This window comes from Pseudoalteromonas sp. NS-SX12 (assembly GCF_057367955.1).
Window position 1 is genome coordinate 91,843 of record NZ_CM170634.1, and the last position, 24,813, is coordinate 116,655.

A 24,813-nucleotide genomic window follows, 5' to 3' on the forward strand; every position below is an offset into this window, starting at 1 on the left:
TGTTCTAGTCGGCTTATCGACATCTTTAGAATTTGCTTTAGCAATTTTTTTAATTTTTTTTAATAGGCATAAAAAAACTCCCATTAGGGAGCTTTTTAAATAAATTAAATTTAACCTTGCAGCAAACTTAGCGCAGCTTGTGGTCTTTGGTTTGCTTGACCGAGAATTGTCTGACTCGCTTGCTGTAATATTTGTGCTCGTGTTAATTGCGCTGTTTCCATGGCAAAGTCTGCATCTTTAATTCGTGATTTAGCAGCACTTAGATTTTCTGAGATATTAGCTTGGTTTCTAATCGTTGACTGAAAACGGTTTTGAACCGCACCTAACTCAGAACGCTTTTTATCTACAACAGCAATCATCGCATCCATTGCCGCAAGAACTTGTTGTGCATTCGCTTGTGTCGACACACTTATTACCGTCGCCGCCATGTTACTAAACCCAACGGTCGCTTCTGTTAATGTTGTTTGTACGTTACTGATACCAGCGGCTAAAACGCTCATTCCTTTACCACCAACGGCGCTAGCTATGCCTGCGATACCTGACATAGTAAAACCATTATTTGCGGTCATACTGTTCGGCCCATTTGCGGTACCACCAACTGTTTTCATACTAAAACCAATAACTTGCACTGCATCAGCACCTACTTGGAAATTAGCTTCATAGTTACCATTGAGTAAGTTTTGACCACCAAATGTCGTATCGGCTGCAACTCGGTTAATCTCAGATGATAGCTGACGGATTTCCTCTTGCAGTGCTAATCGGTCTTCATCCGTGTTCGAACCATTTGCAGCCTGTTGTGACAATGTTCGAATGCGCTGGAACATGGTAGTCATTTCTTCCATTGCACCTTCAGCTGTTTGTGCTAGTGAAATACCATCGTTCGCATTTCGGTTGCCCTGATTCAAACCTAAAATCTGTGATTGTAATCGGTCTGAAATTTGAAGACCTGCAGCATCGTCAGCAGCACTATTAATTCGAAGACCCGATGATAAGCGTTTAAACGCTGTATCTAAGTCGCTCCCAGAACGATCTAACTGGCGCTGGGCATTTAGCGAGCTTACATTAGTATTTACATATAAAGCCATAACCTTACTCTCTCTATCTATCTCTTATAATATGTTAGATATGAGTAACCCGGTAAACGCAGCATTACTTGCAACATTGCCATTAGGGTCTAGGAAAATGATTGCCAACTTTTAAACAAAAGCGGCAAATAACCGCCTAAATTTTCCTACATATCTTGTTCAAGAAAGAATAATTCAATAACTGTGCCACAAATAAAAAAGAGCCTTATAAAGGCTCTTTTCAAAGAGAAAGATTGAAAGTAAGGGGCAAATATAGCGGTGTCAATAAACTTACTTTATACTTGGTACTATATTTGCTTAATCAATTTAGTACGAGAGACCTTTGGGTTTCTTATACTTACTTGTTTGGATGTTTTATAGCAGTTGCCTCCGCTTTAAATATCCGTTTCTAATGCCCTTATCTACTACCCCATTTGATAAGGGCATTTCTCTTAATTTATCCTAGTAGACTCAATGCAGCCTGTGGACGCTGGTTAGCCTGACTCAAGATTGTTTGGCTTGCTTGCTGTAAGATCTGGTTACGTGTTAACGCAGCAGTCTCTTGTGCAAAATCAGCATCTTTAATACGTGATTTCGCAGCACTCAAGTTTTCAGAAATATTCGATTGGTTACGAATTGTTGACTGGAATCGGTTTTGTACCGCACCAAGCTCTGAACGCTTTTTATCTACAACCGCGATCATTGAGTCCATTGCTGCTAACACTTGCTGCGCATTTTCTTGTGACGATACACTGATAACCGTTGCAGCCATATTAGTAAAGCCAGCAGTTGCAGCTGTTACACCAGTACCTACGTTACTGATACCAGCCGCTAGAGCTGTCATCGACTTACCAGTTACAGCTGATGCAATTCCAGCAATACCTGACATGGTGAAACCACCGTTTGCTGTCATAGTATTAGGACCGTTAGTCGTGCCGCCAACTGTTTTCATGCTAAAGCCAATCGTTTGAATAGCATCTGCACCAACTTGGAAGCTCGCTTCATAAGTACCATCTAGTAAGTTCGTGCCACCGAATGTTGTATCTGCAGCAACACGGTTAACTTCTTCAGATAACTGGCGAATTTCTTCCTGAAGCGCTAAGCGGTCTTCATCAGTATTCGAACCATTTGATGCTTGTTGTGCTAGGGTACGAATACGCTGGAACATACCCGTTACTTCATCCATCGCACCTTCAGCTGTTTGTGCTAGTGAGATACCGTCGTTAGCATTACGGTTACCTTGATTAAGACCATTAATCTGTGATTGTAAACGGTCTGAAATTTGAAGACCTGCCGCATCATCAGCTGCGCTGTTGATTCGAAGACCTGATGATAAACGCTGAAAAGATGTATCTAACGAATTACCTGAATTCATTAATTGACGTTGAGCGTTTAATGAACTTACGTTTGTATTTACATAAAGTGCCATGACTCATTCTCCCGAAGTAAAAATAACTTACTTTCAATTCTCATATTTAACGAAGAGCTAGAAATTTAAATTTCAGTATCTCTTGAAGTTACTTTTGTTATCGGGAGGAAAAAAAATTCCTTTAGCTTAATTTTTAATTTTTTTTAAATTATTCAAAAACTTATTTAAGATGGAAATATGGCTAACTATTGTATCGGCAATAAATTGACTTGCTTTAGTGAATTTTTAAAAAATCATCTAATTTACGGGATAAATTAACAAAAAAGCGAGTTTAAAACTCGCTTTTTATAGATAAAAATAAATACTACCTAATGTAATCAAACAGTGAAAGTTGAGTAAGGCGGCCAAATGTTGCCTGTGATGCCTGCAACGCTGTCTCTTCTTTTGTTAATTCAGAAATTGCCGCTGCCATATCCAATTCAATTAAATTTGCTTTAGATTCTTTGTGATTAATATTGATATCAGTAGTCGAATCTAGCAACCTCTCAGCAACTTTTAATCGACCGCCCAAATTTGCTTGAGTAATAGACACTTGATTTTGCGCGTTAGTTAATCCGGTTATACCATCTGCCAAAAACTCTTGATATGCATCATTAGATAATCCAGATGTAGTTAAACCGGTAATTAACTCTTCTAATGTATTTAATACATTTTTCTTTTCCGGCGGTGCTAAAGAAAAATCCGCTGTTCCCGGTGCGACACCAGAAAGCTCAATTTCCATACCTTGGAAATTTATTGCCTCGCCATCATAGTTACCTGATGCAACTGGTGTACCACCAAGTGTTATCGAGTATGTGTCAGGTGCCCCAGGGGTAACGGTCACTTGTAAATTATTGTTCGCAGGTACAAGAGGGTCATAGTTAGCTTTGTGATATGCATCGAACTGAGCTTGTTCTTTAACAAAAACAGAACCTCCAGTGATACCGCCTCCAACTGCAGGCGCGTTTGTATTAACGTTTAGACGTGCGTCCACTTTTTCAAACGCATCAATACCATTATCACTAGATCGCAACGTTATACCAACCGCCAATTGCATCTCATGATTACCTTGGTCACCTTGATAATCATAAGTGCCTGTCGCACCGTTGTAGGAATAGGTTTGTACATTATCCTGAAAACCTGAAAAGATAAACTTTCCATCTTCAGATTTTGAATTCATTAAATCATACAGTGTTGCTTGAATAGACTTCATCTCTTCAGCAATCGTTGCTCTGTCTTGCTCTGTAAGCGCACCATTACCGGCCTGAACCGTCAATTGATACCCACGCTGTAAAGAGATTTTAATATTTTGCAACACACTTTCTTCAGTTTTTAATTTACTCGTCAGGTAACTATTATTCTTTTGAAACTGTTCATTTATATCAATGCGTTCACTAAAGAGTAACGCTTGAGCAGATGCGGCGGGATCGTCAGACGGTGTTAGAATACGCGTTTGAGTCGAAACCTTTTCTTGTGCAATCGCAACCTTCTGCTGATTATCTAAAATTTTATCAAGGTTGTTTTGATACATAATGTTATTTGATAAACGCATTAGATTTACCTCGCTGCATTCAATATGGTGTCGAAAACCGTTCTGGCGGTAGATAAAATTTGTGCAGCTGCAGAATATGACTGCTGAAATCTCAACAAGTTTGCAGCTTCTTCATCCAAATTAACGCCAGAAATAGACTCGTACCAAGCATTTGATTGATTAGCTAAGGCTTCAAAGGCAACTTGATTCGTTTTAGCAGACGAAGTTCTGATACCAACATCAGTAATTAAGTTTCCGTAAGCCTCATTCAATGTCGTTAGATTGTCGCCACCAGCCGATGTTTCAATATTTGCTCTGACTAGCTCTTTATCTTGCAGTCCCGCCAACATTAAACCATTTCGATTGTCATCAAAACCGTTTGTATTAAATTCCAGCGTGAATGAATCACCAGTATTTGGCGCGCCTTCTAAACTAAAATCAAAACCATAGGTATTGTAAGGGGCCCCAGCTTGATTTAACACATTGTCATATGGTGGCGTTAGTACCACAGTTGTTGTAACAGCTGGAGTGCCATCCGTTATATCAAACTCATTTGGGTTGGCTGTTTTTGTAATAGTAATAGGGCCATTGGTTAAAGACGGAGGCGGACCTGCTGTAAAACCTGCAGCCGTTGTATCCGTGACTGTACCACCTGAAATACTGCCTGTACCTTGGTTATTAATATTACTATTTGTTCGGATCGGCGATGCTAACGCCAAATCTTCTGGTCTGTTCGTCGCTAATTGAATATTTGTTGACGCCTCTGAATTAAGTTTTAACTCAAACTTATCTCCCACAGCAGCACCAGCAGTAAGGTTTATTTCTAAACCATATAAAAAGCCACCAGCACTACCCGCATTAGCTACGCCGCCCGCTACTGTTGCTACAATTGGCGTACCAACGGGGTCGCCATATTTATCAAGTGCAGAAACTGTTATTTGGTTTGCCGCTGTGTATTCAATTAGAAAATCAGAAGCAGGGATTTCACTACCGTGTCCTGCTTCAACAGTACCGGTAACTTGTGCCGTACCTGTATTTGCTGCATATGCGTATGCACCTGCACTAGGAATCGTGAACAAATCACCGCCTAATTCACCATCCGCATCCAGTCCTAATCTATTTTGTTGGTTAAATGCATCAGCCATTGCCAAACTTAATTGGCCTAGTTTGTTTTGTGATGGAATTAAAATATCTTCGCGATATGCCAATAGCCCGCCTATTTTACCTTTCAACAAACTTGTATCTACTTCAAGCGGTATTGCCTTACCTGAATCCACATCTAATTTTAAATCTTTAAAATTGGGGTCTGGATCGCCGGAAAGTGAAAATAAATTAAACGCACCATCTTCCATTACAACAGCTTCACCTGTACCCATAAACACCAATTTTTCACCATTTGGACCATCTAGCGTTTCAATATCTATGTACTCAGCCAACTCTTTAATGGCCAAGTCACGTTGGTTAATAGTACTGTTTAGAGCACTGCCATCAGGGCCTGAAGAACCCGATGCAATAGCAAGATTAAGTTCGCTGATTTTACTGATCAGTCCATTTGCTTCATCGGTATAGATTTCAAGTTGATCATTCACAATGGTTTTTTGGTCAAACACTATGCCAGAAAGCCGACCCAATTGATCGATATACCCTTGTGCGTCATTAAAAAATAAATTGCGGCTCACCGATGATGAAGGCTGATTTAATGTTTCTTGTAGTGAGCTAAAAAGTGAATTAATACTAGTAGACAAACTATTAGATTCTTCAGCAAACAAACTGTCAACGCGGGCGGACTCATCAACAAACTGGTTAAAGAAAGCAAGGTTAGACACATCGCGATTTAATTGTTGTTGCGCAAAGTCATTCACTAAGCGGAAAGTTTGCCCAAGTCCAACTTGATTATCAAACAGTGTTCTATGTTCTGTGCGCTCTCGAACATAACCTTCTGTATTGACGTTGGTAATGTTTTTACTGGTAGTTTGCAGTAACTCTGAGCTTGCACGTACACCTGAGTTTGCAATATTAAGTAGATTAAAAGACATTAGTTAGTGCCTCCTAAACTTGTTATCGAACTTTTCATCATATCGTTTACATTTATTCCTGAAGCGACAGCGTTGAGTGCTTGCGTAAATTCAGTGCGCTTTAGCACATCTTTAATTTTGTCTGCATAATTAGGGTCAGTGGCATACCCTGCTTTTTGTAATTCATCGAGATACTGAGATGGGTCTGACGTTGTTTTAAGTGCTGATTGATAGCGTGGGTTTTGCTGTAAAAAGTTAACAAAATCATCAAAACTTTCAGCAATGCTGTTATACGCTCTAAAATTAGATTGTTTTTTAACAGCGACGCCTTGTTCAAATTCAAGCGAAGCTTTAGCAGCTTTATCACCTTGCCATGCGCGGTCAGCTTTAATATTGAAAAAATTATTTGAGCTTTGCCCATCACTTTTAGTAATCACATGTTTTCCCCAGCCTGTTTCAAGCGCAGATTGCGCCAACATAACAGCAGGACTTAACCCTATTTTTTCAGCTGCGCTTTTAGCGTGCTGCCAAAGCTCAGAAACAAACGACTGCTCATTATCAAATGCGGTTTCTTCACCTGTTGTATTTATCTGTTCTGGTGAATCTGTATTTGCGGTATTCAATGAAGGCTTTTGCATTGGCGCAATCTGGCTTGCTGAAAACAAACTTGCAGGGGTGTATTTTCCTGGCGTTGGTGAAAGTTGCTGGACAATAATATCGGCAAGCCCTAATGCACCACTTTGTGAAAGCTCCATAGAAAGCTGTTGATCATGCATATCACGATAAAATTTAACGCTGCTTTCATTAAACGGGCTATCTTCGTCTTCAAATGCTTCGTTGGCTTTACGCATACTTTTAAATAGCATTTGGGTAAAAATAGATTCAAACTGAGCTGCAACTTGCTTAAGCGCCTTTTTATCAGGATCGCCTTGCAGCGCTTCTTGACGTAAAGAATCTAAGTTACTCAAGTCAAAGAAACTTTGTTGATGATTTATGTTGTTACCATCCATAAGTCAGCTCTCATTCAATAAATTGGCTACGAAACACACTGATAAACCAATGCAAAAATCAAGCCAAAGAAATAAAATTAAAGCGCTAAACAAAAAAGCCCTGCAATGCAGGGCTTTGGTAACAATCTGTAAACTTAAATCACAATTAGTTGGCCACTTATTGCGCCCGCCTCTTTCAGCGCTTCAAGTATTGCCATTAAATCACCTGGCGCCGCGCCGACTTCGTTAATCGCTCGCACGAGATCATCTAAACTCGCACCTGGGTCAAACACAAAAGCACGGGTATCATCGCGTGCTACATCAATAATGCTTTGCTCGGTAACAACCGTTTGCCCACCAGCAAGTGCGTTGGGTTGATTAACGTTTTGCTGCTCTGCAATCGTGACAGTCAATCCACCATGAGTGATTGCAGCGGGTTCTAAAGTAACATTTTTACCAATCACGATAGTGCCTGTACGCGAATTAACGATAATTTTTGCGCTGTTATCAGCTGGTTCGAACTCAAGATTTTCTAAAGTAGCGAGGTAAGCTACGCGTTGCGCTGGGTCGCGTGGTGCTAACACTTTAACCGACGCTGCATCCATTGCTGTGGCAGTATTTGGGCCTACTAAATCGTTAATCGTGTCAGACAAGGCTTTTGCAGTAGAAAAATCAGGACGGTGCAGATTAAATGTAATGTGATCACCTTGGTTGAACGGCGATGCGACCGCACGTTCGACAATCGCGCCATTTGGAACACGCCCTACAGTTGGTGTATTTACTAATACCTTGCTGCCATCAGCACCCTCGGCGCCTAGTCCGCTAACCACCATGCTGCCTTGTGCAATTGCATACACATTGCCATCAACGCCCTTTAGAAAGGTTTGAATTAATGTACCACCGCGCAAGCTTAATGCGCTACCAATTGACGATACGGTAACATCGATTGTTTGACCCGGTTTCACAAACGGCGGTAAATCTGCATGTACAGCTACTGCTGCGACATTCTTAATCTTAGGCTTTAAGTTTGCTGGTAACGTGATACCAAAACTGCTGAGCATGGCTTTAAAACTTTGCTCGGTAAAGCTACTTTTTTCACCTGTGCCAGGCAAACCAACAACTAAACCATAACCAACAAGCTGGTTACTACGTACCCCTTCAACAACGGTCACATCTTTAATACGTTCTGCTGTTGTTGGGAAGCTAAAAAGGCTAAGAAGCGCGATAAAACCAATAGCAAAATTACGCATGCGACCTCCTAAAAAGGGTTTAATGGGCTTAAGAAGAACTGAGCTAACCACCCTGCTTCTTGTGCATCTGCCAGCGCCCCTTTACCAGAGTACTGAATACGTGCGTTTGCAATACGGGTAGACATCACCATATTGTCAGCACTAACATCCTTCGGACGAACGATGCCTTCTAAACGAATAAATTCTTCACCGGTATTAAGCGTAAGCCACTTTTCACCGCGAATAACTAAATTACCGTTTGGTAATACACGCATCACATTAACTGAAATATTACCGTTTAGACTATTTGACTGATCTGACTTCGCATCGCCTTTATATGAGCCCTCTGAACCAACACCGTATTGCAACGCATCACCATTGATCGTAACTGCATTACCGCCAAATCCAGTAACCGGTGATAGTGCAAAGTCCGTTTCTCGGTCAGTTTCCGTTTTTGCCGTTTTTGACGCCTGAGTTGATTCACTCAGCACTACGGTAATGATGTCACCTTGGCGCAGCGCTTTTTGGTCTGAATAAAGGTCATTTGAGTAATGTATATTATAAAGTGACCCTGTGTTTACCTGCGACACATCGGTATCTTCAGGATACAGCGGCGCATAATACGGATCATCACGTTCGACGAAGCGGTTTGCTGTTGTCACACAACCGCTTAAAAGTACGCTACCGATCAATGTTAATAGTAACTTACTCATGCTAACCACCTATTAAAGCTGCTGATTAATGTAACTCAACATTTCATCAACCGAAGAGATCACTTTTGAATTCATCTCATAAACGCGCTGCGTCTCAATAAGATTTACCAACTCTTCGGTTACATTCACATTTGATGTTTCAAGAGAGCCCTGCACAATCACACCTAATCCATCCACGCTCGGGTTACCTTGCACAGGTGCACCACTTACTGCGGTTTCTGTGTAGAGGTTTTGCCCCATAGGCTCAAGACCTGATGGATTAATAAAATCAGAAATAGTGAGCTGACCAATTACCGCGTTATCTGCTTGCCCTGCGATACGCACCGACACTTCGCCATCTTGCGATACAATAATCTGCTGTGCATCATCAGGGACGTTCATTTCTGGTTGTAACGGATAACCCGCGCCCGATGTTACGATGCGACCTTCTTCATCTGTGGTAAATTGGCCATTTCGCGTATAGGCAAGACTACCGTCCGGCATTGCAACTTCAAAAAAGCCCTGACCTTGAATCATCCAGTCCATCGAGTTATCAGTTGTTAGCATATTTCCTTGAGAGAAATTCTTTTGCGTAGCAACTACTTTAGAACCCGCCCCTAACATTAAACCCGATGGCAGCTGCGTATCTTGCGATGAGCGACCACCCGGTTGATTAATATTTTGATAAAGCAAATCTTCGAAAATCGCACGGCTTTTTTTGTACCCTACGGTGCTCGCGTTTGCTAAGTTATTTGATATTACAGACGTATCGGTTTGCTGCGCATCGATACCTGTTTTACTGATCCACAATGCAGGATGCATACTAACCTCCAAAAACCATTAATAAATTCGCATAAGAGAACTTTGGCTTTCGTCAATTTTCTCTGCGGTTTTCATCATTTTGACTTGCAACTCAAACTGACGTTGGTGTGAAATCATTCCCACCATCTCATCAACTGGGTTCACATTAGACATCTCTAATGCACCGCTAGTTACTGTCATATTTGGGTCGGCATCCAGTTCCGCCCCATCTTTATTTCTAAACAAGCCATCCAACCCTTTTTCTAAAGGTTGAACACCATACGCACTGACCAACTTTAAGCGGTCGATATCTTCAATAAAATTTGCTGGTGCGCCTTGCGGCCTAACTTGGATCATGCCGTCTTTGGCAATTTGTACTTTTTCAATCGGCACAGGCAAAATAACAGGCCCAGCTTCACCGATTACAGGTAAGCCATTAGCTGTAAATAGCTGGCCTGTTTCACTCATGCGTAAATTGCCTGAACGTGTGTAGGCCTCGTCACCATTTGCATCTTGCACAGCGAGCCAACCGTTTTCACCGACTGCAATATCAAGTTCACGTCCGGTCATAGATAAAGCACCAGCACTCAAACGTGAACCCGGTCTTTCTTCCATCGCAAACACGCGTGTTGGCAAGCCTTCACCAAAAGCCTGCATAGAACGAGCTTGCTCTAAATCAGCTTTAAACGCAGTGGTTTTTGCATTAGCTAAATTATTAGCTTTTACTGCAATGCCCAGCATATTTTGTTTAGCGCCCGATGCAGCGACATAAAGTAATTTATCCATCGACTCGACCTAAAAATGATCACTAATAGTTAGGTAGAGCAAAAATGATGCCAATCGCAATGATTGAAAATTGACGCTATTGAGAAATAACAAATTGAATAAAAAAGGGCTGAAAAATCAGCCCTATAAAGAAGTGAATTACGCTAACTAAATTAGCGGATCTGTAAGATATTTTGTTGCAGTGTTGAGTTAACTTCTAAAGCTCGTGAGTTCGCTTGGAAGTTTCGCTGCGCGGAAATTAAATCAACTAGTTCGTTGGTTAAGTTTACGTTAGATTGCTCAAGCGCACTTGAATTAATCGTACCTAATGTACCCGATCCCGGTTCACCAGCAATTGGTTCACCTGACGTTAAACTTTCTTTCCACGCTGTATTACCTACCTGAGATAAACCTTGTGAATTAGCAAATCGCACCATAGACACTTGGCTAATATAGGTTGAATCACCGTTACTGTATGACGCAACGATCTTACCATCGGTACCAATATCAATACCCGTTAAACGCCCCACCGTCGCACCATCTTGTTCTAATGCTTTAACCTCAAAACGGCTCGCATACTGAGTAGGTTGTTTTTGTGTGGTACCTACTTCGTCGCGCCAATTGATATTTACATCATTCGGAAAAGCTGCACCGTTTGTTAAAAGGTTCGATAAGTTACCCGCTGTTAGTGAAACTGGGTCAAATGTGGTATTAGGCGCAGTCACAGGAGCTTGAGGCAAACCGCTTGAATCAAACGTAAATGTTGCAAGTGGGCCTGCCGGTGGGTTAGTGCCTGTACTATCAAATTCTTGTCCACCTAATGTAGCATGAACGTTCCACTGGTTATTTGTTCCTGTTTTAACGAAGTAAAACTGCATAATGTGCGGTTCACCGAGTGAATCGTATACTGTAGTAGACGTAGATGCGTTAAATGTCGCTGAATCTGTTGGATTAAATGGCGCTACAGTAGGCTGATTTGCACCTGCATCTAAGTTAAATGAGGTATATACATTATTTGTTGCGCGTGGTGCACCTGATGCGTCAGGAATTTGAATAGGAGTTGCCGTACTCAAACTTACCGATGTGGTATCACCGTTCGATGGGTCTACAGGAAAACCACGTAAAAAGTTCCCTTGTGCATCTACAACAAAATTATCTTTGTTAAGTTTGAATGCACCAGCACGCGTATAAGTATAATCTTGCGATGATAATGAATCAGTCATCGCAAAGTAACCTTCGCCGGTAATCGCAAGATCAAGCGCATTCTGAGTAAACTGTAATGAACCTTGGTTAAACTGTTGTGCAACAACCGTTGTTTGCACACCATCACCATTTTTTGTTTTGCCCGAACTAAATACCGACGCAGCATATACATCTGCGAATTCAGCCCGTGATTCTTTAAAACCTGTAGTGTTTACGTTCGCAATGTTGTTTGCGGTTACATCGAGATCTTTTTGTGCCGCAGCTAATCCCGTCAATGCAATATTAAAACTCATAATTCACCTCTTAAACTCGCAGCCCTGATTGTTAGGAAACTGCTTACTCGGAGTTATTTATTCAACTTTAATGCCAAGATTAACCTTGAGCGATTTCGACAACATCACTTAAATTAATCGAACCAGCGCCCGTGTTAAGTACCAAGCCATGTGTGCCTTTTAAACTAACACTTGAAATGTTCAAAAACGCACCTGTGGGAAAGCTCATATACTCACCATCTGCGACTCGTCCTTCCGCTGTCATCGCGTAATTGCCAGGTGGCAACGGATTACCGCTTTCATCTTTGCCATCCCACTCAAACTTTGCAGCGCCCGCTGTCTTCGAACCAATATCCAGCGTGCGAACAACCTCACCCGCTGCATTTTTGATTTTTACGGTGACATCATGAGCCGAGGTATCCAGCGCCACACTACCTGTAGATGTTTTGCCATCCCTCAGTTCAAGTACCGTTGATGGCACCAGGGCATCTTTACCAACCAATGTTGATGCTTGTAGTGCAGAATTCGAAGTCATCGTTGAAGCAAAGCTTTCAAAGTTTGCATTCAATTGGCTAATACCATCAGCCATCGAAAAGCTTGTCATTTGCGCAATCATCTGATCGTTATCCGCAGGTTTAGTCGGATCTTGATACGATAACTGCTGCGTTAACAATGCAAAGAAATCTTCTTGTTTTAGCTGATCGTTATCGTTTTGTTCAGGAACACCTGTAGGTGTTTTCCATTTAACTGAATCAATAAAACTGTCGTTACTCACGTTTGTTGTCATGATCAGCTCCTATTAGTTTTGACCCATGCGCAGAGTACGAGACAGCATTTGTTTCGCTGCATCAGCTACTTGAACATTGGTTTGGTAATTACGTGATGCCGAAATCATATTAGCCATTTCTTCCACAACATTGACATTCGGCTTATAAATAAAGCCATCTTTATCAGCCAGCGGATGCTCTGGATTGAATTCACGTTTAAGTGGTTTGTCACTTTCAACAATACCAAGCACCTTTACTCCAACCGCTTCACCTTGTTGCGCGTTAACCGCTTTGCTCAATTCTGCAGAAAAAACAGGATGACGCGCACGGTAAGTTTCATCCGCACTTGAACTCACTGAGTTAGCATTAGACAAATTACTTGCAGTCGTATTTAAACGCACAGATTGTGCACTCATGCCAGTACCAGAAATATTAAATACATTATATAGACTCATAATTATGCCCCTTGCCCACCTAGTGCTTTTTTCAAGCCTTTAAACTTACCGCCTAAAAAGTTAATACTCGCTTGGTACTCCATTGCGTTTTGAACATACTTACTACGTTCTTCCTGCATATCCACAGTATTACCGTCACCGGTATCAGGCTGAGTGGGTACTCGATACAAGGTGTTACTTTCTAAACTATTAATAGATAGATCGAAGTGTTTTTCGTGAGTGGTCGACAAGCGCTTAGATTGACTCGATTTAGCCTGTTCAAGGGCTTTTGAAAAATCGATGTCTCGCGCTTTGTAGTTTGGCGTATCTGCGTTAGCAATATTGGTTGCTAGCACTTCTGCTCTTTGCGAACGAGCAAGAGTAGCTTGCGGATGAATGCCGAGTGCTCTGTCAAAACTGATAGCCATAACTTCTCCAAAAAAGTGACTTTGAAGAAGTTATGCAAATAGTAAGCCAGAGCTACTGACTAATTATTTTTTTTGATAAATGATACCTGGATTACAGCGGATCATTTCAAAATCCTCGCTTAATCCGGTCATAGATTCTGACGCGCCTAGAAATAAATACCCTTTAGGGCTAAGGGCTTGGTGAAATTGTTTAATAATTTTTGCTTTAACTTCCGGTGAGAAATAAATCAGCACATTACGACAAAAAATGATTTCAAATTTCCCCATAAGTGCATACGAATCTAATAAGTTTAAGTGGCGAAAGCTCACCATCCGCTTTATATCATCGTTCACTTTTGCCATACCGTGATCTGAATCCGTAAAAAACTTACGTCGTCTTTCAGGTGAAAGGCCACGTGCCAGCGCAAGCGAATCGTATTCAGCATTTTTACAGATATCTAACATGGTGTTAGATATATCTGTACCAACAATATTAACGCCCGCTAGTGCCCCTGGCTTTGACTGCTTAAATTCAGCGGCACTCATAGCGATTGAGTACGGTTCTTGTCCTGAGGAACTTGCGGCAGACCAAATTTTAATAGGTCTACGCAGCTCCGAAAGTTCAGGGAAAAGTTTATTCTTAAGCAATTCGAATGGATATGTATCACGAAACCACAGGGTTTCATTAGTTGTCATTGCATCAACAACTGCAGCCCTTAACTGACGTTCACGCGGGCTAAGCGTTTTAGTCACTAATTCAGATAAAGAGTCGACCTCAAACCTTGCCATTAAAGGTGCAAGACGGCTCTTTACTAGGTACTGTTTATTGTCACCTAGCACAATGCCGCATTGCTGTTCTAAAAAGCTTTTAAATTGCTGATATTCTTTATCATCTAAGTTTTTGTTCAAGTTTATTACTCGCTGGTCTAATCTTCATGAACCCACTTTTTAACCGCAGTAGCTAACTCGTCTGGGTTAAACTTCGCAATAAAATCATCAGCTCCGACTTTTTCAACCATCGCCTGATTAAATACACCACTGAGTGATGTATGTAATATAACATGAAGCGGTGCTGTTCTGGGATCAGCCTTTAGTTCGGCTGTTAGCGTATATCCATCCATTTCTGGCATTTCTACGTCTGAAATAAGTAGGGCTACTCGTTCAGTGACCACACTTTGACAATCTTTCTCGGCAATTTCTTTCAGGCGAACTAGCGCCTCTCGTCCATTTTTTGCCACCTCAGTTTGCACGCCTAATGGCTCAAGCGCCCGTTTCACTTGGTTTCGCGCAACTGTCGAATCATCGGCAATAAATACTATACGCTCACCAAGATCTTTTTGCATTTCACCATCTGAAACCAAATCAGCGCTCACCTCTGTGTTTACTGGGCAAATTTCATTCAGTATCTTTTCTACATCTAGTATTTCAACGAGTTCCTTTTCGATTTCAGTTACTGCAGTTAAATACGAATAACGGCCCGAACCTGACGGAGGTGGCATAATTGATTCCCAGTTGATATTAACGATACGCTCAACCGAGTCGACTAAAAAGCCCTGCACTGAACGGTTATATTCAGTGATGATAATAAAACAATCTTTTGTATCTTGAATCCCAGGACCACCAATAGCTAAAGAAAGATCGATAACCGAAATTGTTTGCCCACGTATGTGCGCCACACCTTTAACATAATGATTAGATTTTGGCATTGCCGTTAAGTTAGGACATTGTAAAACCTCACGTACTTTAAATACGTTAATTCCGAACCGCTGCCTGCCTTTTAACTTAAACAGCAACAACTCTAGCCTGTTTTGACCTACGAGTTGCGTTCGCTGATTAACCGAATCTAAAATGCCTGCCATTTCAATCTCCTAACTTGAAGCAATGAAAAGGAATACTTCTTGCTTCTTTGTTATTGTACTACCGTATAACCTTGATGTGCCATAATTTTGACACTCGCTAGTTATACCTTGTTTTACCCATAAAGCATAGTCGAAACATTATGAGTTTGTTTAAAAAAAATCTTTATTTCTTTATTTTAATACAAATTGCTGCGCTTGCTATGACTTCACTCAAAGCAAAGGTTTACAGTAAGTTAGAATTGCAGCAAATCGCAATAGATTATGTTGCCGATAACAAACAACCCAACCCTAACCAACCCCCTAATTCGCAGTTGTCGATTACGGCGTTACCGCTCGACACTCGTATTAAAACGCGAACATGTCAGCACGAGTTGCAAGTAAGTGCTGCAAATCCTATCAATACTAATCGGCAATCTACTATAAAAATTAAGTGTTTAGATCAAAATAATTGGCAAGTTTTTGTGCATGTAAAGCAATTAGAGCTCGTTGAAGTGATTACAGCTGCAAAAGGGATCAGTAAAGGGCAACGAATTACCGCACAACATTTAACCAGCAAGCAAGTTGCAAAACACTTAACGCGTTCGAATCAATTTAAATCGAGTACTAACCTAATAGGTAGCCGCAGTAAACGAAATGTTCGTGCGGGACAAACTATCAACTACAATTATATTTGCACTATTTGTAAAGGCGATAAAATTACTATTTTGGCAAGCTTTAAAGGCATGACAATTAAAACACAAGGTGAAGCGCTTGAAGATGGACGCATAGGCGACAACATTAGTATTCGAAATGTAAAATCTAAAAAGAAAATTCAGGCAAGAGTTTTAAACACTGAGCTGGTAAAAGTCACAATTTAGCGCTGTACTCTAGTAGAAATTTCAGGTTAAATAAGAGGTTACAAATTTAATAAAAATAGTGCATTTTTTATTAAAGGTTGTACCCGAGATGCCGATACATAAGATGTGAAATCTTAGTAGAGAGAACTGTCATGGTTAATCAAATAAATCAAGGCTCAAACAGCCAAGCAAACGTCAGGCTTGAAAGCTCTAAGCAGCAAGCGTCTGAAACTGCTAATAAACAAGTGCAAGTGAATACTGCTACTGCAAAGGCAACTAGCGATTCAGTAAGCATTACACCGCAAGCTCAACAGCTTAAAAAGCTAAATGAAAAAGCGGAGCAATCATCAGGTATTGATGAGAAAAAAGTAAACGAGCTTAAAAAAGCGATCGCTAACGGCGAGTATAAAATTGATGCAGAGAAGCTTGCTGAAAATATCAATAAGCTTGAATTTAAACTTTTCGGTCGATAGTTTATGAATCTAGAACAGATATTAGCGCAACAACTTGATGAGTTGAATACTATGGCTGACATCCTAAAGCAGGAATTAGAAGCGATAGTTGCGCGCGATCATGAATCGTTGATATCTGTTGTTGAAAGCAAAGTTGCATCGTTGCAGTCAATTCAGCAACGTGACCAACACATTGCCAAATTAATTGATCAAGACGGTATTGATAAAGCTGAATATCAGCCAACAATCAACCAAATTAATCAGGTATTAGCTGACTGCAAAAAGCAGAATGACGTGAACCAAGTTGCAGCAAATCAAAGCCAGATTGCTTCACAAAAATTAAAGAATATCTTATTTGGTAAAAGTCATACCGGATACGACAAAACGGGCAAATCTTTCTCTCTACCTAACCCGATTGCTCGCGGGCTAAAAGCGTAATCTGAATTTACTAATAAAAAGTAACCTGCTAGTAGTAGGTTACTTTTTTTACGTTTCTTGGTTTTGTTTGACCAATATATAAGTCATGTACCAATTTCATATCTAGCTCAACTTCTGTTGCATACGTATCACCCACAGCGTAGCTTTTGGTCACTTTCGCACCACGTACAACACCTTGTACACGAACTTTCAAAGTATCATTACTAGCGATTAGGCCTTTAACGCTCGTTTGCGCGTCAACTTTTTGTCCGTAGACTTGTTCCGCGAGCTCACGATAAGCCTCAAGCTTTGATGCCTTCATTGCCATAATCGATTTTTGCTCTGTTGTTGTACCGGGTTGCAAACTGATCGGTGCATACCCTACCGCATACAGCACTGGGTAGTTATCTGGTGTTTGGTATTCATATTCAATATGTTTATCAAACAGTTGGCTACAGCCACCTAATAAATATAAGCTCGTTACCAGAGTTGATGTTTTGAAAATTGATTTCAACATGTTGCCACCATACAAATGCATATTACATTTGAATTAGCAATTTTCGCGCCACTGTATAGTTTGGTACAGAAATTGAATATACAGACTAAGGTTTAAATTGAGATCTGCGCTATGCGACATCTAGTATTACTTCTTTTTATTGTGAGCTTTTCGTCTCATGCAATTTGGTATGAATCAACCGGCCAAGCCAAAATACGCAATGGTAATGTTGAACAAGCTCGAATGATGGCAACCGAAAACGCTATTCAGCAAGCTCTACTTTTTTCAGGTGCGCAAGTTACTAGTCTACAGCAAGTGGTAAATGGCATTTGGCAAACACCAAGTACCCAAGTTTACTCTCATGGAGCAATCGATCAGATTGAAGTAATTGATGAAATTCAATCAGACAACACGCTCTCAATTACACTTAGACTCGATATTTTAGATAATAGCGAGACTTGCCAAAATTCATCGATTAAAAAGAATGTGGCTCTAACAAGAACAGGTTTCAAAACTCCGAGCCATGCAACTTATGGTCAAATTTTTGAATTACCAAAAGCATACAGCGAAAAGCTCGCAAAGCATTTGTATCAGTTTACTCATTTATTCAACACAAAAGCCGATATTAACCGTAAGCTTAATACCAAAAACCTATTTACTGCGCATTTTGATGCCAACTCAAGCGCGCTTATTCAACAAATTGCCGACCAAAATAACAGTCAGTTTGTCTGGATTTCGCAAATAGAAGACTTATCTCTTGGTGAGCAACAGAGTTCATCGTTAGCATTTTGGCAAAATAAAGCTTATGAACGTTTTTTCTCGATTAATACGGCGCTATACAATGGCTTAACTGGCGAACTGCTGAAACAAACACACTACGATACATTTGCCACCTGGCAAACCAAAAAAACAGCCCGTATCGATGTGAACAGTGAAAAATTTTGGACCATGCCTTATGGACAAGCAATATCAGATATCAACTTAAAGCTTGGCCAAGATTTAGCAAGCTATCTTGCCTGTATTCCAGCGCAAGCACGTATTTTAAGCGTCGACCACGATACCGTGATCATTAGCCTTGGCGCTGAGAATAATCTAGTGAAAGGGCAAAAGCTGCAAGTAGCACTGCGCAAAGGGTTTAATCAAAAGCAGCTTATTATTAATACTGATTACCAGTTGAGAGTCACTCAGGTAAATCAAAACACCGCCATTGCCCAAGTGATAGGCGACAAACTCCTGGCAAATGTACAAATTGGTGATTTGGTTACGTTAGCAAGCTTCTAAGGGGCTAGAGCCAAGAGAAGCTTAGCATTTACCTGTTCTATTGCAAAATAACTCGGGTTAAACACGTAACCTTCAAGAAATACGTTAATCACGCGGCTACAAAACAATAAAAGATAGCTCGATTTAAAAGATGCTTGATGACGTTCAAATAACAATTAAAAAAGACGGGTTAAAACTTTATAGACTTTAATGGCGTTCCCGGCAGGAGTCGAACCTGCGACCCTTCGCTTAGGAGGCGAATGCTCTATCCAACTGAGCTACGAGAACAAAATAATTGAGAATATTGCTGTAGTATTTTTGGTTAAAGTGATATCCCTGCGTCATGTAAAATATAAAAAGGTACAAAAATATTTGCCGTAGACTCTGAAAGCTTTGTTCTCGAGTTAACGATTTTTGCATTCACCTCAACCCCTCGCTTTCGCACTATTAGGGTACCAGTTAACACATGCGATACATTTTCAAATTCAAAAGGAGCTCTTTTTAAAGCTGTATTGGATAGTGATAGAACACGATTTAAATTTGGCTCCACAACATTTAAACCAAATTGATGAAGCTGGGTGCTGCATAATTCAGCTAATTGATTTCCTAATTGATTTGATTCTGTCAGTGATTGATTCATTAACACAAAACCACTTGGCACAATACTAATATTGTGAAAGCTTCCAAAGTAGTTACTTCTTAATTGTAACGCTAAAACTTCTGCAAAATCTCCCAAGGTACGATTATGATCATAAGGTCGGAACTCTTGTGTATTAACTGATGCAACTGACGACATTGATTTATGACTACTCAACCCGTCATACTGTTTAGCAAGTTCAATAATGTACTCATCTGTCGGATTAACTTGTTTTTCGTCTTGAGTAGACGTACACCCTAGCGTAATTAATGACGAACCAACAATTGTTAAGATAACCTTGTTCATAAAACTACCTTATCATTAAGCTATTTGATTTTTTTGAAGACTTAAGCGTTTTAATCACATCACGTGGAATAAACCCCTGTGATGTACCAACCACAGCTTTACTTTTTATACCCACAATACGAGCATTAACCAGCACTCCATTATGTTGACTAGTCATAGTGCCGGTCAGTACATAATCAAAATTTTGCCCTTGGTCTAGTTCCATAAAGTCCCGACTTAAAACGAAGTCACCATTTTCTGCAACACGCATATAACTCGTTGCTTTAAAGTCAACAACTGGCACACCAAATAAGTGAAGTTCATGTAAAAAGCTTTCCGTTAATTGGTTACCCAACAAGTCTGAATTCTCATAGTCATCAACATAGATAAAACTGGATACTGCTACTGGTGTTTCTGAGTTAATCATTTTCAAATTTTCTGTCATTTTTAACATCATTTGTTTTGCATAATGATTAACGGTTAGCTCACCACTATCAATCGGTTGGGAAAGTGTGTAACCTTTTAGTGATGTATTTTGATACTGATTATCATCAGCAGAAGTACCACTATTGTCACTGAGCAAAGTACAGCCTGAAATTGATGCCACTAGTGCAGTAATTAAGCGCTTTTTCATCATCGTTACCTCAATAAGAATTGCGATACAAATAGCCATCCCGCAATTGTATTCTTTTCATCGACCAATTTACATTTTTTGCGAGTCTAGTAGAGTGAGAGGACAACACTATATTTGAGCTAGTTTCTACTAGCCGAGCGTTGATTACATAGTCTTTTTCGGTTCCTAAAATACTGCCCAAAACAACATAATCTACCTCTATCCCCTGTTCAGGGTGATAATCAAAATGCTGTTGCTTAGTATTTTCATAGGCCAAGTATTCTTTAGTGCGATGTTCAATCAACCTAATTCCAAGCTGAGAAAACTTAGACATTAAACTTTCTCGAAGCAGCTTGCCCATTTCAATTTCATCTGCACTACTTTTTATAGAAGCACTGTTAAAGTGCATTACAGCAATGCGTTCATTACCTTTAATTGGTTTGACAACACGATTAAGCGAATTTGCAATCTCTTCACTGATACTCGATAACTGTTCTGACTGTAAATTGTCGGCAAGCGGCATTTTATTGCCATGTTCCACTATATTTTCACTCGTTGAACACGCCGACAAAAACAAAAATGCACAAGCCCAAATACTTTTTTTCATAGTTGCTCCTCCACACATAAAAATGCAAGAAACAAGCCATGATTAAATTTTAATATGAGTGCTGTTATTTTTTACTACAAAACAAGATATAGATTTGTGTAACAATGTATCACAATACGCTTGAGCTGAAGTTTTTGAGTCAAACGCACCAACTTGTAGCCTATAATATTCAACATCGTTAATTACTTTTCGCTCAAACTGAAAGTCTAATTTTTCGAATAGGTCTGGATATTTAGCTAAATATTCTTGCTTGTATTTTAACAACGCAGCTCTGTCTGTAATCGAAGCTAACTGAATAGTGAAAGGCAAGTTAATTTGCGTATATTGCTCTTGTGGGTTATCAGTTTCACTTAGCTCTGCAGTATTAGGTTCATCGTCTACAGACTTTCTACTACCAACATTAGAAGCTGCCTCATTAACACGCATACTTTCTTCGGTCATATTTTGTGATGTCAATGCCTTATTATCAACAGTGATATTTTCAGCTTGCTCTTGCTCTACACTATCGACAACAACAGTGCTCGGTTCTAATGATTTTGCGTCATGAGTTTGATTATCAGTAGCTTTCATCGAGTCGCTATTCATTTTTGCGAGCTGACTAATCAGCAATTTTAATTCATTCTCGAGAATAATTAACCTTGCTATAGCCGGTTTTGAATTATTCCATTCTTTTTGTGAATACTCCAATGACGCTAAACGCTCATTAATTTCATTTTTTGTGACATATTCTGGCGCCTTTTCTTGTTTCGACGCACAAGCACCTAAAACTAAAGTAAATAACAAAGTTATTGCTAGCTTTTTCATTGAATATCCTTAATGTTTAATTTCCACGTCAAAAACCCGGCAATCAAGGCCTATTGAATTAATTTTCTTACAGTTTATTTCAAAACTTTCTTTATTTTCTTTACTAAAACCTGATGCAAGAACAAAGCGGCCATTTCGTTTAATGTAAAACATGTTATCTTCAATAAAGTTAGAAACTTGCTTTTTAATTAACTGTGCATAAACAGTCATTAATTGCTGAGAAGCAAACTCCCCTAACCCCATCACAAAACCACTACTCAATGTTTTCTCAACTAAAGTCATATTCACTTCACTAAGTACATCCCCTTTTGACGATAAACGGACCTTAGTGTTATGCTTTTCTTTCAAATCTTTGCTGTCTGAAAATGAATTCTCTACTTGAATGTCATATTCGCCCGGCTTTAAATCCGTAAACACATAGTACCCATCGTACTCTGCTTTTGTTTGGTCAATCACTTGACCTTTTTCATCAATGAGATTTACTGTTGCATACGGCGCTACGTCTTCGACCCCTTCTTTTCTGATAAAGACTGTACCATCAAGCTCACTACTATTAACGACAGGGAATTCAATGTATTCTGCAAAACCAGAGCGTGGGGTAATTGCGACACCATCTATTGCTGAAATCATAAACCCTTCAGTTATAGAAGACGCATCAACGACAATATCTGTCTTTTGATTATTTGAAAGACCTGCTAATACAGCTACGCCATTTTCATCAGTCATATTGTTACGATAACTTTGCAACGCTTTTACTTTTACATTATCTAACGGTAATTCACCTTCATCAAAACGTCCATTATTGTTCATATCATGGAACACTTTTACCATAACAGTGCCAGATTGGGCTACGTTACGCTTTGACATAAAATAAGCGTTACTATCTACACTGTAACCCAAGCTAAAGCGCATAAACATACCAACTCGCCAGTCTTCGTCTGAGTCATATTTAGCATTCGCATTTAGGTTCAACTTATCGTTTTGCCAGCTTAAGCCTAGTTCCGTTTCATATTTATCAATCAGTGGTAAGTCTCTATAAGTGAGTTCAGCCTGCCATGCATCTGCAAAGCTTCTACTGAATTCAGCTTCATAAGAGTTTACTTCCCAATCAGGCTTTACTTGATAATTAACAGTAAAACGTGAATAAATACGACCGAAACGCTGCTGAAACCTTACACTACCTAGACTAAAATTGTCGTCATTCGTAAAATTTTTCGTATATTCAAAGTTATTGCTCAATGACAACCCACCATAACGATAATTGAGTAAATTCCTAAATGTTCCTTGTTCAAGATTACCGAAATCATCATAATTTATAGTGTTTTGATAGCTCAAACTACCAAGTTTATCGAATGAAACATCACCTTGAGCATCCAGCTGAAACTGAGTTTGCGCTAACAATTGATTGCTAAATTGGTCTGCTTTTTTTCGACGGAAAGCTGAGGCCCTTATAGATTGAGTTAAAGCTTCACCACGTAAAGTAAAAGAAGTCTCTTCTTCATGAAAAGAATTTCTTTCATAATCAAAATTCGCAAGCCAACTGTTAAATAATTTAACATCAGCACCGATAGCATATCTCGTATCGTCGTTAGACTTGTCATCAGCTGCAAAATGTGAAACGCCAGCACGTAAGGAAACATTTTCCGTAAGACCGTATTCATATCGCCCATTTATCAACCACCCCTGCTCCCGGTCAAAATTATCTCGAGAATCAATTAGACGGTGACCTAACTGTGACACTGAAAAATCATAAATCGAAGTCCCCTTATCTAAACTTGTACCATCAACCACAAACTGCTCCTGCTTGCGTTCGACTTGTCCTTGAGGACCATACAAAATCAATTCGAAATCGTTAGAACCAAACAATAGCTCTACATTTTCAAATAAGTAACGACCATCAGTGATCGAGTTTTGTTGAGCTAGCAATAAACCATTTCGATACAACTCAACATCCCAATTATTTTGAACAGGACCACTAATTGTGATTTTGTTATTTTCTTTTTGCTGAAATAGCGGGGCATTACTTAATTGAAACCCGCGAGAGTAATCACCACGCTGATTTGTACCTACTTTTGATGCAATAACATCACCCAAGCTAAAATTTGTTGCACTTATAGGCCCAAATAAATCTGCATTAATTGACTCCCGATTAAATGTAAACCGCGAGTCTGTTAAAAGATCATCATTATCACCTGTAAGAAAATATTCAAAATTACTAAAAGCTAAATCAAAGGCACCTAAAACAGAATAGGATGAACGCGTGTTTTCGTTATCTTGCTGGACATTCAACTGCACATCAGCAACAGGAGATGAAATAGCCTTATATGGACTCTCTTTCCAAGGCATAACTGATTTTTGTTGATTTGAGTATTGTGTAATTTGTTTTGAATTACGTTTAATTTTCTCGATGGAAGGTATTTTATTTTTTGTAGTCAGATAAACTCTAAGAAGTCGATAGTCTACACTTAGCTCAAGGCCAAACCAATCCTCTAGCAAACCGCCGTCGACATACAAATAACCATTAATTTCTTGAATATCAGGCGAGTTAATCTGAAATTTGTCGTCACCAACCACTACATTGAATAGTGACGATGTTTGCTGACTTACTAGAAAGTAATTTTGTTCAGTGTAGAACCATCCATTTGCATTTGTACCATTGATTTGAATTGCAAAGCCAAGTGTTTCAACCAGACTCAATAACTCAAACGAGACGCCATTCGCCGTTTTTACACCGAATAACTCTCCTAAATACTGCTTTTCGAAAAAAAGAGAAAGAAATAGCTCCTCACCAAGAGGAATTTCACTGACACTTTGAGCATCTTCAGATAAATCTATAAAAATATTTTCATCAAGCTCAGTTTGATATTTTAAAGCAATCTGGTTGATAAGCTGCTTAACCGATTCGGCATTCGCAATGCTACTAAAGGTTAAGCACAAAACTATTATAACTAGTTTAAGCAAGTTAAACAT

25 protein-coding genes and 1 tRNA gene are annotated in these 24,813 nt (G+C 39.7%); 4 read left to right on the top strand and 22 right to left on the bottom strand.

What is annotated here, in order from left to right; translation table 11 throughout:
* Positions 1-110 precede the first annotated feature (110 nt).
* From AC2IOM_RS00490 to AC2IOM_RS00560, 15 genes are all read right to left on the bottom strand, one after another.
* Positions 111-1,085: a flagellin N-terminal helical domain-containing protein gene (locus AC2IOM_RS00490; RefSeq protein ID WP_486358788.1), complete on the bottom strand. Its 975-nt coding sequence runs from the start codon at positions 1,083-1,085 to the stop codon at positions 111-113.
* Positions 1,086-1,521: 436 nt separating this feature from the next.
* Positions 1,522-2,493: a flagellin N-terminal helical domain-containing protein gene (locus AC2IOM_RS00495; protein ID WP_486358789.1), complete on the bottom strand. Its 972-nt coding sequence runs from the start codon at positions 2,491-2,493 to the stop codon at positions 1,522-1,524.
* A 304-nt stretch (positions 2,494-2,797) separates the two neighbouring features.
* Positions 2,798-4,024, bottom strand: coding sequence for a flagellar hook-associated protein FlgL (flgL, locus tag AC2IOM_RS00500; protein WP_486358790.1), 1,227 nt, complete (start codon positions 4,022-4,024; stop codon positions 2,798-2,800).
* Between the two features lie 5 nt (positions 4,025-4,029).
* Positions 4,030-6,039, bottom strand: a complete 2,010-nt coding sequence (locus AC2IOM_RS00505; protein ID WP_486358791.1) for a FlgK family flagellar hook-associated protein — start codon at positions 6,037-6,039, stop codon at positions 4,030-4,032.
* A complete protein-coding gene (gene flgJ / locus AC2IOM_RS00510; RefSeq protein ID WP_486358792.1) occupies positions 6,039-7,028 on the bottom strand; it encodes a flagellar assembly peptidoglycan hydrolase FlgJ in 990 nt (329 codons plus the stop codon). The genes AC2IOM_RS00505 and flgJ overlap by 1 nt, the downstream gene beginning before the upstream one ends.
* A 134-nt stretch (positions 7,029-7,162) precedes the next feature.
* Positions 7,163-8,257: a flagellar basal body P-ring protein FlgI gene (locus AC2IOM_RS00515; protein WP_010560733.1), complete on the bottom strand. Its 1,095-nt coding sequence runs from the start codon at positions 8,255-8,257 to the stop codon at positions 7,163-7,165.
* An 8-nt stretch (positions 8,258-8,265) separates the two neighbouring features.
* Positions 8,266-8,949, bottom strand: coding sequence for a flagellar basal body L-ring protein FlgH (flgH, locus tag AC2IOM_RS00520; RefSeq protein ID WP_010560734.1), 684 nt, complete (start codon positions 8,947-8,949; stop codon positions 8,266-8,268).
* 12 nt (positions 8,950-8,961) lie between these two features.
* A complete protein-coding gene (gene flgG / locus AC2IOM_RS00525; RefSeq protein ID WP_010560735.1) occupies positions 8,962-9,750 on the bottom strand; it encodes a flagellar basal-body rod protein FlgG in 789 nt (262 codons plus the stop codon).
* Between the two features lie 18 nt (positions 9,751-9,768).
* Entirely contained in the window at positions 9,769-10,515 is a 747-nt protein-coding gene (locus tag AC2IOM_RS00530; protein WP_486358793.1) for a flagellar basal body rod protein FlgF, read from the bottom strand.
* Between the two features lie 152 nt (positions 10,516-10,667).
* Positions 10,668-11,990, bottom strand: a complete 1,323-nt coding sequence (gene flgE / locus AC2IOM_RS00535) for a flagellar hook protein FlgE (protein ID WP_486358794.1) — start codon at positions 11,988-11,990, stop codon at positions 10,668-10,670.
* 79 nt (positions 11,991-12,069) lie between these two features.
* Positions 12,070-12,756 carry a flagellar hook assembly protein FlgD gene (locus AC2IOM_RS00540; protein WP_010560738.1) on the bottom strand — a complete coding sequence of 229 codons (687 nt, stop codon included), beginning with the start codon at positions 12,754-12,756 and terminating at the stop codon, positions 12,070-12,072.
* A 12-nt stretch (positions 12,757-12,768) separates the two neighbouring features.
* Positions 12,769-13,191 (bottom strand): flagellar basal body rod protein FlgC, encoded by a 423-nt coding sequence (flgC, locus tag AC2IOM_RS00545; protein WP_010560739.1) that lies wholly within the window; start codon positions 13,189-13,191, stop codon positions 12,769-12,771.
* A gap of 2 nt (positions 13,192-13,193) precedes the next feature.
* Complete coding sequence (flgB, locus tag AC2IOM_RS00550; RefSeq protein WP_010560740.1) at positions 13,194-13,598, bottom strand: flagellar basal body rod protein FlgB; 405 nt, start codon at positions 13,596-13,598, stop codon at positions 13,194-13,196.
* Between the two features lie 63 nt (positions 13,599-13,661).
* Positions 13,662-14,486 carry a CheR family methyltransferase gene (locus AC2IOM_RS00555; RefSeq protein WP_486358795.1) on the bottom strand — a complete coding sequence of 275 codons (825 nt, stop codon included), beginning with the start codon at positions 14,484-14,486 and terminating at the stop codon, positions 13,662-13,664.
* Positions 14,487-14,503: 17 nt separating this feature from the next.
* Positions 14,504-15,436 (bottom strand): chemotaxis protein CheV, encoded by a 933-nt coding sequence (locus tag AC2IOM_RS00560; RefSeq protein WP_010560742.1) that lies wholly within the window; start codon positions 15,434-15,436, stop codon positions 14,504-14,506.
* A gap of 140 nt (positions 15,437-15,576) precedes the next feature.
* Between AC2IOM_RS00560 and flgA the strand changes: the two genes are divergently transcribed.
* The 3 genes from flgA (at position 15,577) to flgN (ending at position 17,162) form a co-directional block, all read left to right on the top strand.
* Positions 15,577-16,293 carry a flagellar basal body P-ring formation chaperone FlgA gene (gene flgA / locus AC2IOM_RS00565; RefSeq protein WP_486358796.1) on the top strand — a complete coding sequence of 239 codons (717 nt, stop codon included), beginning with the start codon at positions 15,577-15,579 and terminating at the stop codon, positions 16,291-16,293.
* A gap of 131 nt (positions 16,294-16,424) precedes the next feature.
* On the top strand, positions 16,425-16,745 hold the full coding sequence (gene flgM / locus AC2IOM_RS00570) for a flagellar biosynthesis anti-sigma factor FlgM (RefSeq protein ID WP_010560744.1): 321 nt from the start codon (positions 16,425-16,427) through the stop codon (positions 16,743-16,745).
* A 3-nt stretch (positions 16,746-16,748) separates the two neighbouring features.
* Positions 16,749-17,162 carry a flagellar protein FlgN gene (flgN, locus tag AC2IOM_RS00575; protein WP_010560745.1) on the top strand — a complete coding sequence of 138 codons (414 nt, stop codon included), beginning with the start codon at positions 16,749-16,751 and terminating at the stop codon, positions 17,160-17,162.
* Positions 17,163-17,190: 28 nt separating this feature from the next.
* On the opposite strand, the gene AC2IOM_RS00580 is transcribed toward flgN, so the two are convergent.
* Positions 17,191-17,658, bottom strand: coding sequence for an LPP20 family lipoprotein (locus AC2IOM_RS00580; protein ID WP_100914496.1), 468 nt, complete (start codon positions 17,656-17,658; stop codon positions 17,191-17,193).
* 111 nt (positions 17,659-17,769) lie between these two features.
* Between AC2IOM_RS00580 and AC2IOM_RS00585 the strand changes: the two genes are divergently transcribed.
* Positions 17,770-18,918, top strand: a complete 1,149-nt coding sequence (locus AC2IOM_RS00585; RefSeq protein ID WP_105170773.1) for a flagellar assembly protein T N-terminal domain-containing protein — start codon at positions 17,770-17,772, stop codon at positions 18,916-18,918.
* A gap of 190 nt (positions 18,919-19,108) precedes the next feature.
* Here the strand turns inward: AC2IOM_RS00585 and AC2IOM_RS00590 are convergent.
* From AC2IOM_RS00590 to AC2IOM_RS00615, 6 genes are all read right to left on the bottom strand, one after another.
* A tRNA-Arg gene (locus AC2IOM_RS00590) sits at positions 19,109-19,185 on the bottom strand.
* A gap of 34 nt (positions 19,186-19,219) precedes the next feature.
* Complete coding sequence (locus AC2IOM_RS00595) at positions 19,220-19,840, bottom strand: FlgO family outer membrane protein (RefSeq protein WP_486358797.1); 621 nt, start codon at positions 19,838-19,840, stop codon at positions 19,220-19,222.
* 4 nt (positions 19,841-19,844) lie between these two features.
* On the bottom strand, positions 19,845-20,492 hold the full coding sequence (locus AC2IOM_RS00600) for a FlgO family outer membrane protein (RefSeq protein WP_486358798.1): 648 nt from the start codon (positions 20,490-20,492) through the stop codon (positions 19,845-19,847).
* Positions 20,464-21,039, bottom strand: coding sequence for a FlgO family outer membrane protein (locus tag AC2IOM_RS00605; protein WP_486358799.1), 576 nt, complete (start codon positions 21,037-21,039; stop codon positions 20,464-20,466). Before AC2IOM_RS00605 ends, AC2IOM_RS00600 begins: the two co-directional genes overlap by 29 nt.
* Positions 21,040-21,081: 42 nt before the next feature.
* Positions 21,082-21,843, bottom strand: a complete 762-nt coding sequence (locus AC2IOM_RS00610; protein ID WP_486358800.1) for an SPOR domain-containing protein — start codon at positions 21,841-21,843, stop codon at positions 21,082-21,084.
* A 9-nt stretch (positions 21,844-21,852) separates the two neighbouring features.
* The gene (locus AC2IOM_RS00615; protein ID WP_486358801.1) at positions 21,853-24,813 is read right to left on the bottom strand and encodes an SdrD B-like domain-containing protein; all 2,961 of its coding nucleotides are present in this window, start codon (positions 24,811-24,813) and stop codon (positions 21,853-21,855) included.

Bases quoted from the DNA above. Each gene is read 5' to 3' on its own strand.
- AC2IOM_RS00490 (WP_486358788.1), bottom strand. From the start codon at position 1,085: ATGGCTTTATATGTAAATACTAATGTAAGCTCGCTAAATGCCCAGCGC.
- AC2IOM_RS00495 (WP_486358789.1), bottom strand. From the start codon at position 2,493: ATGGCACTTTATGTAAATACAAACGTAAGTTCATTAAACGCTCAACGT.
- flgL (WP_486358790.1), bottom strand. From the start codon at position 4,024: ATGCGTTTATCAAATAACATTATGTATCAAAACAACCTTGATAAAATT.
- AC2IOM_RS00505 (WP_486358791.1), bottom strand. From the start codon at position 6,039: ATGTCTTTTAATCTACTTAATATTGCAAACTCAGGTGTACGTGCAAGC.
- flgJ (WP_486358792.1), bottom strand. From the start codon at position 7,028: ATGGATGGTAACAACATAAATCATCAACAAAGTTTCTTTGACTTGAGT.
- AC2IOM_RS00515 (WP_010560733.1), bottom strand. From the start codon at position 8,257: ATGCGTAATTTTGCTATTGGTTTTATCGCGCTTCTTAGCCTTTTTAGC.
- flgH (WP_010560734.1), bottom strand. From the start codon at position 8,949: ATGAGTAAGTTACTATTAACATTGATCGGTAGCGTACTTTTAAGCGGT.
- flgG (WP_010560735.1), bottom strand. From the start codon at position 9,750: ATGCATCCTGCATTGTGGATCAGTAAAACAGGTATCGATGCGCAGCAA.
- AC2IOM_RS00530 (WP_486358793.1), bottom strand. From the start codon at position 10,515: ATGGATAAATTACTTTATGTCGCTGCATCGGGCGCTAAACAAAATATG.
- flgE (WP_486358794.1), bottom strand. From the start codon at position 11,990: ATGAGTTTTAATATTGCATTGACGGGATTAGCTGCGGCACAAAAAGAT.
- AC2IOM_RS00540 (WP_010560738.1), bottom strand. From the start codon at position 12,756: ATGACAACAAACGTGAGTAACGACAGTTTTATTGATTCAGTTAAATGG.
- flgC (WP_010560739.1), bottom strand. From the start codon at position 13,191: ATGAGTCTATATAATGTATTTAATATTTCTGGTACTGGCATGAGTGCA.
- flgB (WP_010560740.1), bottom strand. From the start codon at position 13,598: ATGGCTATCAGTTTTGACAGAGCACTCGGCATTCATCCGCAAGCTACT.
- AC2IOM_RS00560 (WP_010560742.1), bottom strand. From the start codon at position 15,436: ATGGCAGGCATTTTAGATTCGGTTAATCAGCGAACGCAACTCGTAGGT.
- flgA (WP_486358796.1), top strand. From the start codon at position 15,577: ATGAGTTTGTTTAAAAAAAATCTTTATTTCTTTATTTTAATACAAATT.
- flgM (WP_010560744.1), top strand. From the start codon at position 16,425: ATGGTTAATCAAATAAATCAAGGCTCAAACAGCCAAGCAAACGTCAGG.
- flgN (WP_010560745.1), top strand. From the start codon at position 16,749: ATGAATCTAGAACAGATATTAGCGCAACAACTTGATGAGTTGAATACT.
- AC2IOM_RS00580 (WP_100914496.1), bottom strand. From the start codon at position 17,658: ATGTTGAAATCAATTTTCAAAACATCAACTCTGGTAACGAGCTTATAT.
- AC2IOM_RS00585 (WP_105170773.1), top strand. From the start codon at position 17,770: ATGCGACATCTAGTATTACTTCTTTTTATTGTGAGCTTTTCGTCTCAT.
- AC2IOM_RS00595 (WP_486358797.1), bottom strand. From the start codon at position 19,840: ATGAACAAGGTTATCTTAACAATTGTTGGTTCGTCATTAATTACGCTA.
- AC2IOM_RS00600 (WP_486358798.1), bottom strand. From the start codon at position 20,492: ATGGCTATTTGTATCGCAATTCTTATTGAGGTAACGATGATGAAAAAG.
- AC2IOM_RS00605 (WP_486358799.1), bottom strand. From the start codon at position 21,039: ATGAAAAAAAGTATTTGGGCTTGTGCATTTTTGTTTTTGTCGGCGTGT.
- AC2IOM_RS00610 (WP_486358800.1), bottom strand. From the start codon at position 21,843: ATGAAAAAGCTAGCAATAACTTTGTTATTTACTTTAGTTTTAGGTGCT.
- AC2IOM_RS00615 (WP_486358801.1), bottom strand. From the start codon at position 24,813: ATGTTTAACTTGCTTAAACTAGTTATAATAGTTTTGTGCTTAACCTTT.